We start from the raw sequence: 16,263 nt of genomic DNA, 5'->3' as shown, positions 1-16,263 counted from the left end.
GACCGGACGGGAGGTCGGCCAGGTGCTCGTCCTCCTGGCGCTGCACGCGCTGGCGGCGCTGGTGGCGCCCACGCTCGTGCGGGCGCTCGGTCGCCGCGCCTTCGTGGGGCTCGCGCTCGTGCCGGCCGTGGCCTTCGGCTACGTCGCCGTCCAGCTCCCGGCGGTTGTCGCCGGCGGCGAGGTCACCGAGGCCTTCTCCTGGATCCCGGCGCTCGGCGTCGAGGTCGCGGTACGGCTCGACCCGCTCTCCGCGGTGCTCTCGATGCTCGTCACCGGGGTGGGCGCCCTCGTCGTCCTCTACTGCTCCCGGTACTTCACCCCGTCCTCGGGCGGGCTCGGGCGCTTCGCCGGGGTGCTGGTCGCCTTCGCCGGGGCGATGCTCGCGCTGGTCTGGGCCGACGACGTCGTCATGCTCTACGTCAGCTGGGAACTGACGACGATCTTCTCGTTCCTGCTCGTGGGGCAGGACGCCCACAAGCGGGCCAGCCGCGCGGCCGCGATGCAGGCCCTCACGGTCACCGCGGCCGGCGGCCTGACGATGCTGGTCGGGCTCGTCATCCTCGCCGAGGCCGCGGGGAGCTACCGGCTCTCGGCCATCGTCGCGGCCGGACCGGGCCTGTCGGGGGCCGCGCTCACGGCCGGCGTCGTGTGCGTGCTCGTCGGGGCGCTGTCGAAGTCGGCGCTCGTGCCGTTCCACTTCTGGCTGCCCTCGGCCATGGCCGCGCCCACCCCGGTGAGCGCCTTCCTGCACGCCGCGGCGATGGTCAAGGCCGGCGTCTACCTGGTGCTGCGCCTCGCGCCCGGGTTCGCCGACGACCCGGGGTGGCGCCCGGTCATCGCGGTCCTCGCCGCCGTCACCATGCTGCTCGGCGGCGTGGTCGCCGCCCGCCAGACCGACCTCAAGCTGCTGCTGGCCCACGGCACCGTCTCCCAGCTCGGGTTCATGATCCTGCTCGCGGGCGCGGGGACGCGCGACGCCGCGCTCGCCGCGATCGGCCTCGTCGTCGCGCACGCCCTGTTCAAGTCCGCGCTGTTCCTCACCGTCGGCGTGATCGACCGCAGCGCCGGCACCCGCGACCTGCGCGAGCTCTCCGGGCTCGGCCGCCGCGCCCCGGTGCTGGCGGTCGCCGGCACGCTCGCCGCCGCCTCGATGGCGGGCATCCCGCCGCTGCTCGGCTTCGTCACGAAGGAGGGTGCCTTCGAGGCCTTCCTGCACGACGCCTACGGCGACCTCGCGATCCCGCTGCTCGTCGTGGTCGTCGTCGGGTCGGTCCTCACCGTCGCCTACAGCGCCCGCTTCGTGGCCGGGGCGTTCACCGGCGCCTTCACCACCGCCGCCGACCGCCCCGAGTGGATCCGGCCCGGGCCGCTGTTCGTCGCCGCACCGGTGGTGCTGGGCGCCGCGAGCCTCGTGGCGGGACCCGCGATCGGCGCGATCACGCCGGTGCTGACGCGCTACGCCGACTCGCTGCCGGCCACCTACCCGACCCTGCTCCAGCTCAAGGTCTGGCCCGGGTTCACCGTCGCCCTCGGGCTCTCGGCCGTGGCGATCGCCCTGGGTCTCGTGCTCGCCCTGCCCCGCGTCGTCGACGGCCTCGCCCGGATCCGGCCGCTGTCGGCCGTGCGCTCCGACGTCACCTGGCGCTTCCTCGTCCACGCCCTCGAGAAGGGCGCCCTGCGGATCACCGTCCGCACCCAGCGGGGATCGCTGCCGGTGGTGCTCTGCACCGTCCTCGTCGTGCTGATCGCGGGGCCCGGCGTCGCGCTCGTCGCCACCGGGGCCCTCTCCGGCATCCGGGTCGACCGGGTCGCCGACTCGCCCGCCCAGGTGGTGGCCGCCGTGCTCGCGGTCGTCTCGACGATCGCCGCGGCCCGCGCGAAGCGCCGTGTCGCGGCCGTGCTGCTGGTCGGCGGGCTCGGCTACGCGGTGGCCGTGATCTTCGCGCTGGCCGGGGCCCCCGACGTCGCCCTGACCCAGGCCCTCGTCGAGACGATGACCCTCGTCGTCGTGGTCCTCGTCCTGCGCCGGCTGCCCGCCGACATCACCGAGCACCACACGCCGCGGCGGCGCCTCGCGCGGCTCGCGATCGCCGCGCCGGTCGGCGTCCTCATGGCCCTGCTCGGCGCGACCGCCCTCGGCGCCCGGACCGAGCCCGGGGTCGCGCTCGCGTTCCCCTCGCAGGCCTACGCCTTCGGCGCGGGCCAGAACGTCGTCAACGTGACCCTGGTCGACATCCGCGCCTGGGACACCATCGGCGAGCTGTCGGTCCTGCTCGCCGCGGCCACCGGCGTGGCCAGCCTGGTCTTCCTCGACCGGCGCACCGGCACCCCGCCCGGCGCGGCCCGGCGCCGCCGGCGGGCCCCGGTCGGCCCCGGCCCCGTGGACGACCCGGGCTCGGCCTGGCTGCGCGGCCCCACCCTCGAACGGCTCGCCCGGGCGCTGCGCCCCGGCCCGGCCGTGACCGAGCGGACCCTGCTGCTCGAGGTGATCACCCGCCTCGTCTTCCCGACGATCATGGTGCTGTCGGTCTACTTCCTGTTCGCCGGGCACAACGCGCCCGGCGGCGGGTTCGCCGGCGGCCTGCTGGCGGGCCTCGCGCTGGTGGTCCGCTACGTCGCGGGCGGCCGCTACGAGCTCGGCGAGGCCGCCCCCGTGGAGGCCGGCACCCTCCTCGGCACGGGCCTGATCCTGGCCGGGCTCTCCGGCCTCGGCGGCCTCGTGCTCGGCGGCGAGGTGCTGCAGACCGCGGTGCTCGAGGGCGACCTCCCCGTGCTGGGCCACGTGAAGTTCGTGTCCTCGCTGGTCTTCGACGTCGGGGTCTACCTCATCGTGGTCGGCCTCGTGCTCGACATCCTGCGCAGCCTCGGGGCCGAGCTCGACCGCCTGGCCGCGGCCCCCACCCCCACCTCCGACGACCACCAGGAGGTGCGCACGTGAGTTCGTCGCTGCTGCTGCTCGTGCTGATCGCGATCCTCTACACCGTCGGCGTCTACCTGCTGCTCGACCGGAGCCTCACCCGCGTGCTGCTCGGCGTCCTGGTGCTCGGCAACGCCACGAACCTGCTGGTGATCTCCGCGGGCGGGCCCTTCGGGGCGGCGGCGCTGGTGGGCCGGGCACCCGAGGAGGCGATGAGTGACGCGCTGGTGCAGGCCCTCGTGCTCACCGCCATCGTCATCACCCTCGGCGTGGCCGCGTTCCTGCTGGCGATCATCCACCGCACCTGGACCCTCGACCAGGAGGACGACCTCACCGTCGACCTCGAGGACGCCTCGGTCCGCCGCCGGCTCGCGCGCGGCGAGCAGACCGACGAGGACGAGCTCGACACCACCGGCTGCGAGTCGACCTCGGACACCGACGAGCAGCGCGCCGAGCGCGACCGCGCCGCGGGGGTGGGCTCGTGAACCCGAGCGGCTCGATCATCGAGAGCCTGCTCCCGCTGCCGGTCCTGCTGCCCCTGCTCGGCGCGGGCGCCGCGCTGGTGCTGGCCGGTCGCCCGACCGTCCAGCGCCGGGTGTCGGTCGGGGTGCTGAGTGCGGTCGTCGCGATCGCGGCGTTCCTGGTCGTCGGCGCGGCCGACCGGCCCCGGGTGGTCACCCTCGGGTCGTGGCCCGCGCCGCTGGGCATCACGCTGGTGGCCGACCAGCTCTCGACGATCATGCTGCTGACGTCGATGACGGTGACGCTGCTGGTGCTGCTCTACGCCATCGGGCAGGGCACCTCCGACGACGACTCCCGCACCCCGGTGTCGATCTTCCACCCGACCTACCTCGTGCTGGCCGCCGGCGTGGCGAACGCGTTCCTCTCCGGGGACCTGTTCAACCTCTACGTCGGCTTCGAGGTCCTGCTCATGGCCAGCTATGTGCTGCTGACCCTGGGCGGCACCCGGGCGCGCATTCGCGCGGGGCTGACCTACGTCGTCGTCAACGTGGTGTCGTCCCTGGTCTTCCTGGCGGGCATCGCGCTGGTCTACGCCGCGGTCGGCACCCTCAACCTCGCGCAGATCGCGATGCGCATGGAGTCGGTCCCCGCGGGCACGCAGCTGACGATCCACCTGGTGCTGCTCACCGCGTTCGGCATCAAGGCGGCGGTGTTCCCGCTCTCGGCGTGGCTGCCCGACTCCTACCCGACGGCCGCCGCGCCCGTCACCGCCGTGTTCGCGGGCCTGCTCACCAAGGTCGGCGTCTACTCGATCATCCGCACCCAGACCCTGCTGTTCCCGGACGCGCCGGTGGCCGACGCCGTCCTCATGGTCGCCGCCCTCGCGACGATGGTGATCGGCGTCCTGGGGGCGATCGCGCAGGACGACGTCAAGCGGATCCTGTCGTTCACGCTGGTCAGCCACATCGGCTACATGATCTTCGGGGTGGCCCTCGCGACCCCGGCCGGCATCGGCGCCGCGATCTTCTACGTGGTCCACCACATCACCGTGCAGGCCACGCTCTTCTGCGTCGCCGGGCTGATCGAGCGCATCGGCGGGTCCACGTCGACCACGCGGCTCGCCGGGCTCGCGGCGGCCTCGCCCCTGCTGGCCGTCATGTACTTCGTGCCCGCGGTCAACCTCGGCGGCATCCCGCCGCTGTCGGGCTTCATCGGCAAGCTCGGGCTGGTCGAGGCGGGCGTGCAGGACGGCTCGGTCCTGGCCTGGCTGCTCGTCGGCGGCTCGGTGCTCACCAGCCTGCTGACGCTCTACGTCATGGCGAAGGTGTGGGTCCTCGCGTTCTGGCGCCCGGTCGAGCAGCTGCCCGCCGAGCACCCGGAGGACGCCGAGGCCAACACCGACCCCGACGACGACCGCTTCCCCGCCTTCGTCGGGGCCGGCCTGCCCCGCGGCGGCGCCGGGGCCGCCTCGCCCGTCTACTCCGGGGCGTTCCTCGGCTCGCCGTCGACCCGCGAGGAGCAGAGCCGCCACGTCGCCCTCCCGCGGGGGATGACCGCCGCGACGGCCGGCCTCGTCGCCGTCGGGATCGGCCTGACCCTGGTGGCGGGCCCGCTCTACACGCTCACCGACCGCGCCGCCGCCGACCTCACGGCCCGCACGCCCTACATCTCCGCGGTGTTCGGCCAGGCCGTCGACACCCGGGTGACGCGATGAAGGGCACCCTGCGCCGCAACGGCGTCCGCGTGGTGTGGCTGACCCTCGTCTGGGTCCTGCTCTGGGGCACGTTCAGCTGGGCCAACCTGCTCGGCGGGCTCGCCGTCGCCGTGCTGGTCCTCGTGGTCTTCCCGCTGCCCGCCGTCACCTCCGGCGGGCGGCTCCGGCCGGTCGCGCTGGTCCGCGTGGTGCTCGACGTCGCCCGCGACCTCGTGATCTCGAGCCTCCAGGTGGCCTGGCAGTCGATCCGCCCGGGCCCGCCGGTCCGCAGCTCGATCGTCGCCGCGCGCCTCTCGCACGACGCCGAGGGCGCGGAGCTGCTCGTGGCGATGCTCATCGAGTGTCTGTGCCTGGTGCCGGGCAGTGTCGTGGTCGAGGCGTCCGCGGAGGAGGGGATCCTCTACGCGCACGTGCTCGGCGCCGGCGACCAGGCCGCGATCGACCGGTTCCAGGCGCAGGTGTCCCGGCTCGAGGCCGACCTCGTGGCCGCGGGCGTGCACCGCGTCCGCGTCCGACCCGATCCCACCGGCGACGCCGCGGCCGGCACCGACCCGCGCGACGACCCGGACGACCCCGTCGAGAACGACCCCGAGCCCGAGGCGGGGCCCGTCACCGGGTCGGTCTCCCGGTCCTCGGCGTCGGGGGGAGAGCGGTGAGCGACGTCGCGTCCGTCCTGGTGGTCGTGGCCCTGGGCGTGCTGGGGCTGAGCCTGCTGCTCGTGCTCGTCCGCTTCGTCCGGGGGCCGTCGGCCCTCGACCGGCTGGTGGCGCTCGACGCGGTCGTCGCCGTGATCATGTGCGGCCTGATGGCCCAGGTCGCGCTGACCCGCGACTCCGCGATCGTCCCGACGATCGTCGCGGTCAGCCTCGTCGGCTTCCTCGGCTCCTCGACCGTGGCCCGCTTCGTGGGCCGGCGGAACGAGGGGCGGACCGCGCGGCAGACCCCGACCGGGAGCGGTGGAGGGGATGAATCGTGACCGGGGTCCTCGACCTGATCGGCGCCGTGCTCCTGCTGCTGGGTGCGCTGCTCGCGCTGGCGGCGGCGATCGGCCTGCTGCGCCTGCCCGACGTCCTGTCGCGCATGCACGCCGCGACGAAGCCGCAGACCACCGGCCTCGTCCTGGTGGTGATCGGCTCCGCGCTGCTGCTCCGGACGAGCGTCGACGTGTGGATGCTGGTGCTCGTCGCCGCCTTCCAGCTGATCACCGCGCCGGTCACGGCGCACCTGGTCGGCCGGCTGGCCTACCGCTCGGGCGGGGTGCGCGAGGACCTGCTGCACCGCGACGAGCTCGCCGAACGGACCGACGGACCGCCACGGTGACCGGTGTGACCGGACGGTGAGGGCCGGTGCCGTTCGCCCCGTCGGGTCCCCCGGACGGCGCACCGTTCCCGCCTGCGCGCGCACCTCGACCGGGCCGCTGCCTACGCTCGGAGGCGTGTCGAGCGTGCGCGCGTGGTTCACGGAGCGCACCCGGGCCGCCGTCGGCGGCCTCCGGGTGGCGCTGGCCGTGGTGCGCACCGTGCTGGCCCCGATCGGCCGCCGCGCCCCCGAGATCGTCGTCGGGATCGGCCTGGTGCTGAGCGTCCTCGCGGCCCTGGTGCTCGTCGGTGCCGCCCGCAACGACGCCTCGATCTCCGCCGACCAGGGCGTCGCGGTCGGCGAGGTGCTCGAGGGCTCCGACGCCGCGCACACCTTCGTCCGCTACACCGCCTCCGACGGTGCGGTGCTCACCCCCGACTCGGGCGTCCTCTACCCCCGCGGGCTCGAGCCCGGCAACTACGTGCTCGTCGAGTACGACCGCTCCAAGCCCGAGCTCGTCCGCGTCGCCGGCCGGTCGTGGACCGCGGGGCTCGCGCCCGTCGCGGTCGGGATCGCCGGGCTCTGGGTGGTCCTCGGCCCCGCGGCCTGGGCGCTCGCCCGGCGCCGGCGCACCTCCTCGGCCGCCGTGGCGGAGGTCGTCGAGCCGGCCCCCGAGCGCGAGCCGGTCGGGGCGGGCCGATGAGCACCCGGGCGGGGCTCGACCGCGACCCGCGGGCCGTCGCGCGGATGTTCGACGGCGTGGCCGCCCGCTACGACGTCACCAACACCGTCCTGTCCTTCGGGCGCGACCGGGCGTGGCGGCGGGCCACCCGCGAGGCGCTGACCGTGGGCCCCGGGGACGTCGTCCTCGACATCGCCGCCGGCACCGGGGTCTCGACCGTCGAGCTCGCCCGCACCGGCGCGACCTGCCTCGCCGCCGACTTCTCGCTCGGCATGCTGCGCGCCGGGCGGCCCCGGCACCCGGAGGTCCCCTACCTCGCCGCGGACGCGATGCGGCTGCCGCTGCCCGACGCGTCGGTCGACGCGGTGGTCATGTCCTTCGGGCTGCGCAACGTCGTCGACCCCGACGCCGCGCTCGCCGAGTTCGCCCGCGTCACCCGCCCCGGCGGCACCCTGGTGATCTGCGAGTTCTCGAACCCCACGTGGCGCCCGTTCCGCCGGGTGTACCTCGACTACCTGATGCGCGCCCTGCCGCGGGTCGCCCGCGCGGTCAGCTCCAACCCCGACGCGTACGTCTACCTCGCCGAGTCGATCCGGGCCTGGCCCGACCAGCCCGCCATGGGCCGCCGCATCGCCGCCGCCGGCTGGGGCGCCGTGAGCTGGCGCGACCTCACCGGCGGGATCGTCGCGCTGCACAGCGCCGTCCGTACCTAGGACGACCGTCGCCCGTCCGGGCGTCCCCGGAACCGGATCCCGGTTCCTCGAAGATCAAACCGTGATCCCGCCGCGCGTGTCGTGGGCAACATGCCTAGACTCGGCACCGCCCGGAGCTAGTGAACGAATTCACAAGGGGTTACTGCGGTGTCCGCTCACCACCACGAGCGCACCCCGAGAGGGGCTCGTTTCGACCAGAGCGCCGACGTGCTGGTCGTCGGGGCGGGTCCGGCCGGATCGACCGCGGCCACCTATCTCGCCCGCGCCGGGCTCGACGTCCTCGTGCTCGAGAAGGCCGAGTTCCCCCGCGAGAAGGTCTGCGGCGACGGGCTCACCCCGCGCGCGGTGAAGCAGCTGATCGACCTCGGGGTCGACACGCGGCCCGAGGCGGGCTGGCTGCACAACAAGGGCCTGCGGGTGGTCGGCGGCGGCACGTCGGTGGAGCTGCCCTGGCCCGAGCTCACGAGCTTCCCGCCCTACGGCCTCGTCCGGCCCCGGCGCGACTTCGACGAGATGCTGGCCGACCACGCCGTCGCCGCCGGCGCCCGGATCGCCTACCGCACGGCCGTCACCGGCGCGCTGACCGACGAGCGCACCGGTCGCGTCGTCGGGGTGGAGGCCCGGGGGCCGGAGCGCGAGCCGGTGACCTACCGCGCGCAGCTGGTCATCGCCTGCGACGGCGTCGGCGCCCGCACCGCGCTCTCGCGCGGCATCGCCAAGCGCGACGACCGGCCGCTCGGCGTCGCGGTCCGGCGCTACTACACGAGCCCGCGCAGCACCGACGACTTCCTCGAGACCCACCTCGAGGTGTCCGACGGGTCGCGGCTGCTGCCCGGCTACGGCTGGGTGTTCGGGATGGGCGACGGGACGGCGAACGTCGGTCTCGGGATCCTGTCGCAGTCGAACGCCGGTTCCGGCAACTACCGGACGATGCTGCGCGACTGGTGCGCGTCGATGCCGCCGGAGTGGGGGTTCACCGAGGAGAACGCGGTGAACGACATCGGCGGCGCGGCCCTGCCGATGGGCTTCAACCGCACGCCGGTCTACGCCGACGGGCTGCTGCTCGTCGGCGACGCCGGCGGCATGGTCAACTCGTTCAACGGCGAGGGCATCGCGTACGCGATGCAGTCGGCCGCGCTGGCCGCGGCGACCGTGGTGCAGGCGCTCGCCCGCCCCGAGGGCCCGGCTCGGGAGCGCGCCCTGCAGGGCTACCCGGCCGCCGTCCGCGCCGAGCTCGCCAGCTACTACCGGCTCGGCAACCGGTTCGCCCACGCGCTGCGCCACCCCTGGCTCGTCCGGACGACGGCCCGCTACGGCCTGCCCCGGCGGCGGCTGATGGCCTTCCTGCTCAAGCTGCTCGCGAACCTGCACGACGACCGCGACGGCGACGCCTCCGACCGGCTGTTCGAGGTGCTGCTCCGGCTCACCCCGGCGCTGTCGGAGGCACCCCCCTCGGCGACGAGGTCGCACCGCCACGCCAAGCCGTCCGTGGCGGGGAGGGACGCGGCATGAGCAGGCAGTAAGGGGACCCTGAGCCCCCGTCCGGACGACGGTCCTCCGTAGGGTCGACCCACGTCCGCCCAGGGTGACGCCGGACACCCGATTCCACGTGCGCCGTACCACCACCAGGCCAGAGCAGGAGGTCTCCGATGCAGGCCGGACTGACCAGCTACGTCCCCCTCATCGTCATGTTCGTGCTCGCGGCCGGGTTCGCCCTGTTCTCCGTGACGTCGGCGCCCTACATCGGCCCGCGCCGCTACAACCGCGCCAAGCTCGACACCTACGAGTGCGGGATCGAACCGTCGCCGCAGCCGGTGGTCGGTGGGGGCCGTGTGCCCGTCGCCTACTACCTCACGGCGATGCTGTTCATCCTCTTCGACATCGAGATGGTGTTCCTCTACCCGTTCGTGATCAACATCGACGCCCTCGGCCTGTTCGGGCTCGTCGAGATCGTGCTGTTCGTCGGGACCGTCGCCTTCGCCTACGCCTACGTGTGGCGGCGCGGCGGGCTCGACTGGACCTAGTCACACCTTCGTCGTACGGAAGCTGAAGCAGACATGGGACTCGAAGAGAAGCTGCCGAACGGCATCCTGCTGGCCAGCGTCGAGGGGCTGGTCAACTGGACCCGCAAGGCGTCGCTGTGGCCGGCCACGTTCGGCCTGGCCTGCTGCGCGATCGAGATGATGACCTCGGGCGCGCCGCGGTACGACCTCGGCCGGTTCGGCATGGAGGTCTTCCGGCCGAGCCCGCGCCAGGCCGACCTGATGATCGTGGCGGGCCGGGTGACCAACAAGATGGCGCCGGTGCTCCGCCAGATCTACGACCAGATGGCGGAGCCCCGCTGGGTGCTCGCCATGGGCGTCTGCGCCTCCTCGGGCGGGATGTTCAACAACTACGCGGTGGTCCAGGGCGTCGACCACGTGGTGCCCGTCGACATGTACCTCCCGGGCTGCCCGCCGCGGCCGGAGATGCTGATCGACGCGATCCTCAAGCTCCACCAGAAGATCCAGAACGAGCCGCTGGGCCCGGTGCGCGCCCAGCTCGCCGCCGAGCGCGCGGCGCAGGGCGAGCGGCTCGAGCTGCTGCCGTCGTCGGTGAAGTACGGGCGGGACTGAGACATGGCGGACGACGAGAAGCAGCCCGGCGTGCCCTCGACGGGCACCGGCGGCAACAGCGGACCCACCGGCGCGACCGCCGGGGGCTCCGAGCACAGCGAGCGCGGCGCCGTCGCGTTCTCCCCGGTCGAGCAGGACCGCCCGCACGCCCCGACCGTGACCGGCCGGGCCCGCGAGGGCATGTTCGGCATCGCCGGCTCGGGTGACACGTCCGGGTTCGGCGGCCTGCGGCTGCCGGCCTACGCGCCGGCCCCGGCCGAGCGGCCCTACGGCGGCTGGTTCGACGAGGTCGTCGACGAGACCGCCGCCGCGCTGTCCGAGCGCGGCCTGGTCGCCTTCGACGACGCCGTCGCGCAGGTGACGGTCGACCGCGGCGAGATGACCTGGTACGTCGCCCGGGAGCACCTCCCCGCCCTCGCGCAGACCCTGCGCGACGACCAGGCGCTGCGCTTCGAGTTCCTCTCCGGGGTCTCCGGGGTCGACTACGGCGAGAGCGTCCCGCAGCAGCTGCACTCCGTGGTGCAGCTGCTCTCGATGACCTACCGCCGCCGCCTGCGGCTCGAGGTGTGCCTCGAGCCCGACGACGCGCGCTGCCCGTCGCTCGTGTCGGTCTACCCGACCGCCGACTGGCACGAGCGAGAGACCTGGGACATGTTCGGGATCGTTTACGACGGCCACCCGAGCCTGACCCGGATCCTCATGCCGGACGACTGGAACGGCCACCCGCAGCTCAAGAGCTATCCGCTGGGCGGCATCCCGGTCGAGTACAAGGGCGCCGAGATCCCGCCGCCCGACCAGCGGAGGGCCTACACATGACCACCGACGTGCCCACCAGCGACAGCACCGTCGACCCGTACGCGGCCAGCTCCCGCCAGACCACCGAGGGGACCGTCTACACGGTCACCGGCGGCGACTGGGACGAGCTGGTCGACGAGGCCAGCGGCGACGACCGCATCGTCATCAACATGGGGCCGCAGCACCCGTCGACCCACGGCGTGCTCCGCCTCGTGCTTGAGATCTCCGGCGAGACCGTCACCGACGTCCGCCTGGTGATCGGCTACCTGCACACCGGGATCGAGAAGAACTGCGAGTACCGCACCTGGACCCAGGGCGTCACCTTCGTGACGCGCGCGGACTACCTGGCGCCGCTGTTCACCGAGACCGCGTACTGCCTGTCGATCGAGCGGCTGCTGGGCGTCGAGGCGCCGACGCGGGCGCAGGTGATCCGCGTGCTCCTCATGGAGATCAACCGGATCGGTTCGCACCTCGTCGCGCTCGCCACCGGCGGCATGGAGCTCGGCGCGCTCACCGGCATGACCAACGGGTTCCGGGAGCGCGAGGAGGTCCTGCACCTGCTCGAGTTCCTCACCGGGCTGCGCATGAACCACGCCTTCATCCGCCCCGGCGGCGTCGTCCAGGACCTCCCCGAGGGCGCCGAGAAGCGCATCCTCGAGTTCTGCGACGTCATGGACTCGCGGCTGCCCGGCTTCCACCAGCTGCTCACCGGCAACGCGATCTGGCAGCAGCGCCTCGTCGGGATCGGCTACCTCCCGCTCGACGGGTGCCTCTCCCTGGGCGTCACCGGCCCGATCCTGCGCTCGGCGGGCCTGGCCTGGGACCTGCGCAAGGTCGACCCCTACCTCGGCTACGACCAGTACGACTTCGAGGTCCCCACCGACACCGCCGCCGACTCCTTCGCCCGCTACAAGCTGCGGGTCGAGGAGATGCACCAGTCGCTGCGGATCATCCGGCAGTGCGTCGAGGCGCTCGAGCCGGGCCCGGTGATGGTCGACGACGCGAAGATCGCCTGGCCGGCCAAGCTCTCCATCGGCGCCGACGGCATGGGCAACTCGCTCGAGCACGTCCGCAAGATCATGGGCCAGTCGATGGAGTCGCTGATCCACCACTTCAAGCTGGTCACCGAGGGCTTCAAGGTCCCGCCGGGCCAGGCCTACGTGCCGATCGAGTCGCCCCGCGGCGAGCTCGGGGCGCACCTGGTCTCCGACGGCGGCACCCGCCCGCTGCGCGTGCACCTGCGCGAGCCCAGCTTCGTCAACCTGCAGGCCGCGCCGGCGATGTGCGAGGGCGGGATGGTCTCCGACGTCATCGCCGCGCTGGCGAGCCTCGATCCCGTGATGGGGGGCTGCGACCGATGACTTCGACCGTCCACGAGGTCGACCTGTCGATCTACGACGCCCAGCGCGAGCGGGCCGCGGCGATCGTCGCGCGCTACCCCGAGCCCCGGTCGGCGCTGCTGCCGCTGCTGCACCTCGTGCAGTACGTGGAGGGCCACGTCAGCCGGACCGGCGTCGCGTTCTGCGCGGAGGTCCTCGACCTCACGCCCGCCGAGGTCTCGGCGGTCGCGACGTTCTACACGATGTACAAGCGCGAGCCGGTCGGCGAGCACCTCGTCAGCGTCTGCACCAACACGCTGTGCGCGGCGCTCGGCGGCGACGACATCTACGCCGCGGTGCGCGAGCGCCTCGGCGGGATCGGCCATGAGGAGACGTCGGGAACGGCGCCCGAGAGCGGGAGCCTGACGATCGAGCACGCCGAGTGCCTCGCGGCCTGCGACCTCGCCCCGGTGCTCACCGTGAACTACGAGTTCTTCGACCGGCAGACCGTCGACTCGGCGCTCGAGATCATCGAGGCGCTGCAGCGGGGCGAGAAGCCGGCCCCCACGCGCGGGGCGCCGCTGACCGACTTCCGCCGCATCGAGCTGCTGCTGGCCGGGTTCTTCGACGAGCCCGAGACCGGCGGCGCGGCGGCCAACGCCGGCCCCAGCGCCGACGAGGCCACCCTGCGCGGCGCGCGCCTGGCCGAGGAGCGCGGCTGGACCGCGCCGCCCATGCCCGACGCCGGACCCGACGACGCCACCGAATCCGCGATCCTCCCGGGAGGTCCGTCATGACCCAGGCCGACGGGAACGAGCCCGAGGAGTACCGGCCCGACCCGCTGACCCCGGTGCTCACCCGACGCTGGCTGCTGCCGGAGTCGTGGACACTGCGCCACTACACCGAGCTCGGCGGCTACGCGGCGCTCGAGACCGCCCTGGCCACCGACCCCGCCGACCTCGTGAGCCTGGTCAAGGACTCGGGGCTGCGCGGCCGCGGCGGCGCGGGCTTCCCGACGGGCATGAAGTGGAGCTTCATCCCGCAGCCGAAGCCGGGCGAGGAGCGGACCGAGGCGAACAGGGACGCGCCGCAGTTCAAGCCCAAGTACCTCGTCGTCAACGCCGATGAGGGCGAGCCGGGGACCTGCAAGGACACCCCGCTGATGATGGCCGACCCGCACAGCCTCATCGAGGGCTGCATCATCACCAGCTACGCGATCCGCGCGAACTTCTGCGCGATCTACATCCGCGGCGAGATCGTCCACGCCATCCGCCGGCTGCACTTCGCCGTGCGCGAGGCCTACGAGGCCGGGCACCTCGGCAAGGACATCCACGGCACCGGGTTCGACCTCGACATCGTCGTGCACGCCGGGGCCGGCGCCTACATCTGCGGCGAGGAGACGGCGCTGCTCGACTCGCTCGAGGGCCGCCGCGGCCAGCCGCGCCTCAAGCCGCCGTTCCCGGCGACCGCGGGCCTCTACGCGGCCCCGACCGTGGTCAACAACGTCGAGACGATCGCGACCGTCCCCTCGATCGTCGCGGGCGGCAAGGACTGGTTCCGGACGATGGGCCGCGAGCGCTCGCCCGGGCCGAAGATCTACTCGCTGTCCGGGCACGTGGAGCGCCCCGGCCAGTACGAGGCGCCGCTGGGCACCACGCTGCGCCAGCTGCTGGAGATGGCCGGCGGCATGAAGGACGGCATCCCGCTCAAGTTCTGGACGCCGGGCGGGAGCTCGACGCCGCTGTTCACCGACGAGCACCTCGACGTCCCTCTCGACTTCGAGGGCGCCGCGGAGGCCGGCTCGATGCTCGGCACCACCGCCCTCATGATCTTCAACGAGACCGTCAGCGTGCCGTGGGCCGTCATGAAGTGGACCGAGTTCTACGAGCACGAGTCCTGCGGCAAGTGCACCCCGTGCCGCGAGGGCAACTACTGGCTCGCCGGGATCCTCCGCCGGATGAACGAGGGCAGGGGCACCGAGTCCGACATCGACACGCTGCTCGACGTCTGCTCCAACGTGCTCGGGCGGTCGTTCTGCGCCCTCGGCGACGGCGCCGTCTCGCCGATCACCAGCGGGATCAAGTACTTCCGCCAGGAGTTCCTCGACCTCTGCGACCGCCAGCCCACCCAGGCCGATGACCGCGGCCCTGCCGTCCTTGCCGGAGCCCACTGATGACCCAGGCCCCCCAGAGGAATGACACTCAGCAGGAGGCTCCCCCCGTCCCCGAGGGGCACGTCCGGCTGACGATCGACGGCCGCACCGTCGACGCGCCCAAGGGCGAGCTCCTCATCCGCACGTGCGAGCGCCTCGGCATCGTCGTGCCCCGGTTCTGCGACCACCCCCTGCTCGAGCCGGCCGGCGCCTGCCGCCAGTGCCTGGTCGAGGTGGAGATGGGCGGCCGGGCGATGCCCAAGCCGCAGGCGAGCTGCACCATGTCCGTCGCCGACGGGATGGTGGTGAAGACCCAGGTCACGTCCGCGGTCGCCGACAAGGCGCAGCAGGGCGTGATGGAGCTGCTGCTCATCAACCACCCGCTCGACTGCCCGGTCTGCGACAAGGGCGGCGAGTGCCCCCTGCAGAACCAGGCGATGTCCTCGGGCCGCGCCGAGTCGCGGTTCGTCGAGGAGAAGCGGACGTTCGCCAAGCCGCTGCCCATCTCCGACGAGGTGCTGCTCGACCGCGAGCGCTGCGTGCTCTGCCAGCGGTGCACCCGGTTCTCCGAGCAGATCGCGGGCGACGACTTCATCGAGCTGCTCGAGCGCGGCGCGCACCAGCAGATCGGCACCGAGGAGACGGCCTGGGGCGAGGGCGACGACTTCCAGTCGTACTTCTCCGGCAACACCATCCAGATCTGCCCGGTCGGCGCGCTGACCTCGGCCTCCTACCGGTTCCGCAGCCGCCCGTTCGACCTCGTCTCGACGCCCGGCCAGTGCGAGCACTGCGCCTCGGGCTGCTCGACGCGGCGCGACTGGCGCCGCGGCGGCGTCACCCGCGTGCTCGCCGGCGAGGAGCCGACGGTCAACGAGGAGTGGCTCTGCGACAAGGGCCGGTTCGCGTTCCGCTACCCGACCTCGCCGCAGCGGGTGCTCTCGCCGATGGTCCGCGAGGACGGCGTGCTCACGCCGGTCTCGTGGGTGGAGGCCCTGGAGCGCGCCGCGGCGCTGCTCCTCGAGGCCCGGGACGGCACCGGGGCGGCCCGCGTCGACGACGAGGGGACCGAGCTCGCGCCCAAGCGTGGGGTCGGGGTGCTGCCCGGCGGCCGGATGACCGTCGAGGACGCCTACGCCTACGGCAAGTTCGCCCGCGTGGCGCTGGGCACCAACGACGTCGACCAGCGCGTCCGCGCGCACTCCGACGAGGAGCTGGACTTCCTCGCGGGCCACGTCGCCGGGGTCGCGCCGAGCCACGTCTCCTACGCCCACCTCGAGGCCGCCCGCACCGTGCTGTGCGTGGCGTTCGACCCCGAGGAGGAGTCGCCGATCGTCTTCCTGCGGCTGCGCAAGGCCTCGCGCCACGGCACGCGGGTGGCGCACCTCGGCAGCTGGACCACCCCGGCCGTCGTCAAGACCGGCGGCCACCTCGTGCGCTGCGCGCCCGGCGACGAGCCGGCCGCGCTCGACGGGCTGCCCGACGACCTCGCGACCGCGCTGGGCGAGCCCGGCGCCGTCGTGCTCGTCGGCGAGCGCGCGGCGGAGGTGCCCGGCCTGCTGACCGCGGTGTCCGAGCTCGGCCGGCGCACCGGGGCC

At 73.6% G+C, this 16,263-nt stretch carries 16 protein-coding genes; all 16 read left to right on the top strand.

Annotated features, from left to right (window positions below):
- Nucleotides 1–22 precede the first annotated feature (22 nt).
- Nucleotides 23–2,938, top strand: a complete 2,916-nt coding sequence (locus ACFPBZ_RS24450) for a Na+/H+ antiporter subunit A (RefSeq protein ID WP_378038724.1) — start codon at nucleotides 23–25, stop codon at nucleotides 2,936–2,938.
- Nucleotides 2,935–3,402 (top strand): Na(+)/H(+) antiporter subunit C, encoded by a 468-nt coding sequence (locus ACFPBZ_RS24445; RefSeq protein WP_378038723.1) that lies wholly within the window; start codon nucleotides 2,935–2,937, stop codon nucleotides 3,400–3,402. Before ACFPBZ_RS24450 ends, ACFPBZ_RS24445 begins: the two co-directional genes overlap by 4 nt.
- Complete coding sequence (locus ACFPBZ_RS24440; RefSeq protein ID WP_378038722.1) at nucleotides 3,399–5,093, top strand: Na+/H+ antiporter subunit D; 1,695 nt, start codon at nucleotides 3,399–3,401, stop codon at nucleotides 5,091–5,093. Before ACFPBZ_RS24445 ends, ACFPBZ_RS24440 begins: the two co-directional genes overlap by 4 nt.
- Nucleotides 5,090–5,749, top strand: a complete 660-nt coding sequence (locus ACFPBZ_RS24435) for a Na+/H+ antiporter subunit E (RefSeq protein WP_378038721.1) — start codon at nucleotides 5,090–5,092, stop codon at nucleotides 5,747–5,749. Before ACFPBZ_RS24440 ends, ACFPBZ_RS24435 begins: the two co-directional genes overlap by 4 nt.
- The gene (locus ACFPBZ_RS24430; RefSeq protein ID WP_378038720.1) at nucleotides 5,746–6,069 is read left to right on the top strand and encodes a monovalent cation/H+ antiporter complex subunit F; all 324 of its coding nucleotides are present in this window, start codon (nucleotides 5,746–5,748) and stop codon (nucleotides 6,067–6,069) included. Before ACFPBZ_RS24435 ends, ACFPBZ_RS24430 begins: the two co-directional genes overlap by 4 nt.
- Complete coding sequence (mnhG, locus tag ACFPBZ_RS24425; protein WP_378038719.1) at nucleotides 6,066–6,413, top strand: monovalent cation/H(+) antiporter subunit G; 348 nt, start codon at nucleotides 6,066–6,068, stop codon at nucleotides 6,411–6,413. Before ACFPBZ_RS24430 ends, mnhG begins: the two co-directional genes overlap by 4 nt.
- A gap of 115 nt (nucleotides 6,414–6,528) precedes the next feature.
- The gene (locus ACFPBZ_RS24420; protein ID WP_378038718.1) at nucleotides 6,529–7,095 is read left to right on the top strand and encodes a DUF3592 domain-containing protein; all 567 of its coding nucleotides are present in this window, start codon (nucleotides 6,529–6,531) and stop codon (nucleotides 7,093–7,095) included.
- Complete coding sequence (locus ACFPBZ_RS24415; RefSeq protein WP_378038717.1) at nucleotides 7,092–7,787, top strand: demethylmenaquinone methyltransferase; 696 nt, start codon at nucleotides 7,092–7,094, stop codon at nucleotides 7,785–7,787. Before ACFPBZ_RS24420 ends, ACFPBZ_RS24415 begins: the two co-directional genes overlap by 4 nt.
- A 147-nt stretch (nucleotides 7,788–7,934) precedes the next feature.
- Nucleotides 7,935–9,299 (top strand): geranylgeranyl reductase family protein, encoded by a 1,365-nt coding sequence (locus ACFPBZ_RS24410; protein WP_378038716.1) that lies wholly within the window; start codon nucleotides 7,935–7,937, stop codon nucleotides 9,297–9,299.
- Between the two features lie 137 nt (nucleotides 9,300–9,436).
- The gene (locus ACFPBZ_RS24405; protein ID WP_378038715.1) at nucleotides 9,437–9,811 is read left to right on the top strand and encodes an NADH-quinone oxidoreductase subunit A; all 375 of its coding nucleotides are present in this window, start codon (nucleotides 9,437–9,439) and stop codon (nucleotides 9,809–9,811) included.
- Between the two features lie 33 nt (nucleotides 9,812–9,844).
- On the top strand, nucleotides 9,845–10,402 hold the full coding sequence (locus ACFPBZ_RS24400) for a NuoB/complex I 20 kDa subunit family protein (protein WP_378038714.1): 558 nt from the start codon (nucleotides 9,845–9,847) through the stop codon (nucleotides 10,400–10,402).
- A 3-nt stretch (nucleotides 10,403–10,405) separates the two neighbouring features.
- A complete protein-coding gene (locus ACFPBZ_RS24395) occupies nucleotides 10,406–11,218 on the top strand; it encodes an NADH-quinone oxidoreductase subunit C (protein WP_378038713.1) in 813 nt (270 codons plus the stop codon).
- On the top strand, nucleotides 11,215–12,558 hold the full coding sequence (locus tag ACFPBZ_RS24390) for an NADH-quinone oxidoreductase subunit D (RefSeq protein WP_378038712.1): 1,344 nt from the start codon (nucleotides 11,215–11,217) through the stop codon (nucleotides 12,556–12,558). Before ACFPBZ_RS24395 ends, ACFPBZ_RS24390 begins: the two co-directional genes overlap by 4 nt.
- Entirely contained in the window at nucleotides 12,555–13,313 is a 759-nt protein-coding gene (nuoE, locus tag ACFPBZ_RS24385; protein WP_378038711.1) for an NADH-quinone oxidoreductase subunit NuoE, read from the top strand. The genes ACFPBZ_RS24390 and nuoE overlap by 4 nt, the downstream gene beginning before the upstream one ends.
- Nucleotides 13,310–14,689, top strand: coding sequence for an NADH-quinone oxidoreductase subunit NuoF (gene nuoF / locus ACFPBZ_RS24380; protein ID WP_378038710.1), 1,380 nt, complete (start codon nucleotides 13,310–13,312; stop codon nucleotides 14,687–14,689). Before nuoE ends, nuoF begins: the two co-directional genes overlap by 4 nt.
- A partial coding sequence (locus tag ACFPBZ_RS24375; RefSeq protein ID WP_378038709.1) for an NADH-quinone oxidoreductase subunit G occupies nucleotides 14,689–16,263 on the top strand: 1,575 nt, incomplete at its 3' end. The genes nuoF and ACFPBZ_RS24375, both read left to right, overlap by 1 nt.

Origin of the sequence: Actinomycetospora atypica, from assembly GCF_042653685.1 — a bacterium.
GTDB lineage: Bacteria > Actinomycetota > Actinomycetes > Mycobacteriales > Pseudonocardiaceae > Actinomycetospora > Actinomycetospora atypica.
Note: the sequence above shows the minus strand (reverse complement) of the source record. Positions and strands in the feature narration are given on the sequence as shown.

Bases quoted from the DNA above. Each gene is read 5' to 3' on its own strand.
- ACFPBZ_RS24435 (WP_378038721.1), top strand. From the start codon at position 5,090: ATGAAGGGCACCCTGCGCCGCAACGGCGTCCGCGTGGTGTGGCTGACC.
- ACFPBZ_RS24415 (WP_378038717.1), top strand. From the start codon at position 7,092: ATGAGCACCCGGGCGGGGCTCGACCGCGACCCGCGGGCCGTCGCGCGG.
- ACFPBZ_RS24405 (WP_378038715.1), top strand. From the start codon at position 9,437: ATGCAGGCCGGACTGACCAGCTACGTCCCCCTCATCGTCATGTTCGTG.
- ACFPBZ_RS24400 (WP_378038714.1), top strand. From the start codon at position 9,845: ATGGGACTCGAAGAGAAGCTGCCGAACGGCATCCTGCTGGCCAGCGTC.
- ACFPBZ_RS24395 (WP_378038713.1), top strand. From the start codon at position 10,406: ATGGCGGACGACGAGAAGCAGCCCGGCGTGCCCTCGACGGGCACCGGC.
- ACFPBZ_RS24390 (WP_378038712.1), top strand. From the start codon at position 11,215: ATGACCACCGACGTGCCCACCAGCGACAGCACCGTCGACCCGTACGCG.
- nuoE (WP_378038711.1), top strand. From the start codon at position 12,555: ATGACTTCGACCGTCCACGAGGTCGACCTGTCGATCTACGACGCCCAG.
- nuoF (WP_378038710.1), top strand. From the start codon at position 13,310: ATGACCCAGGCCGACGGGAACGAGCCCGAGGAGTACCGGCCCGACCCG.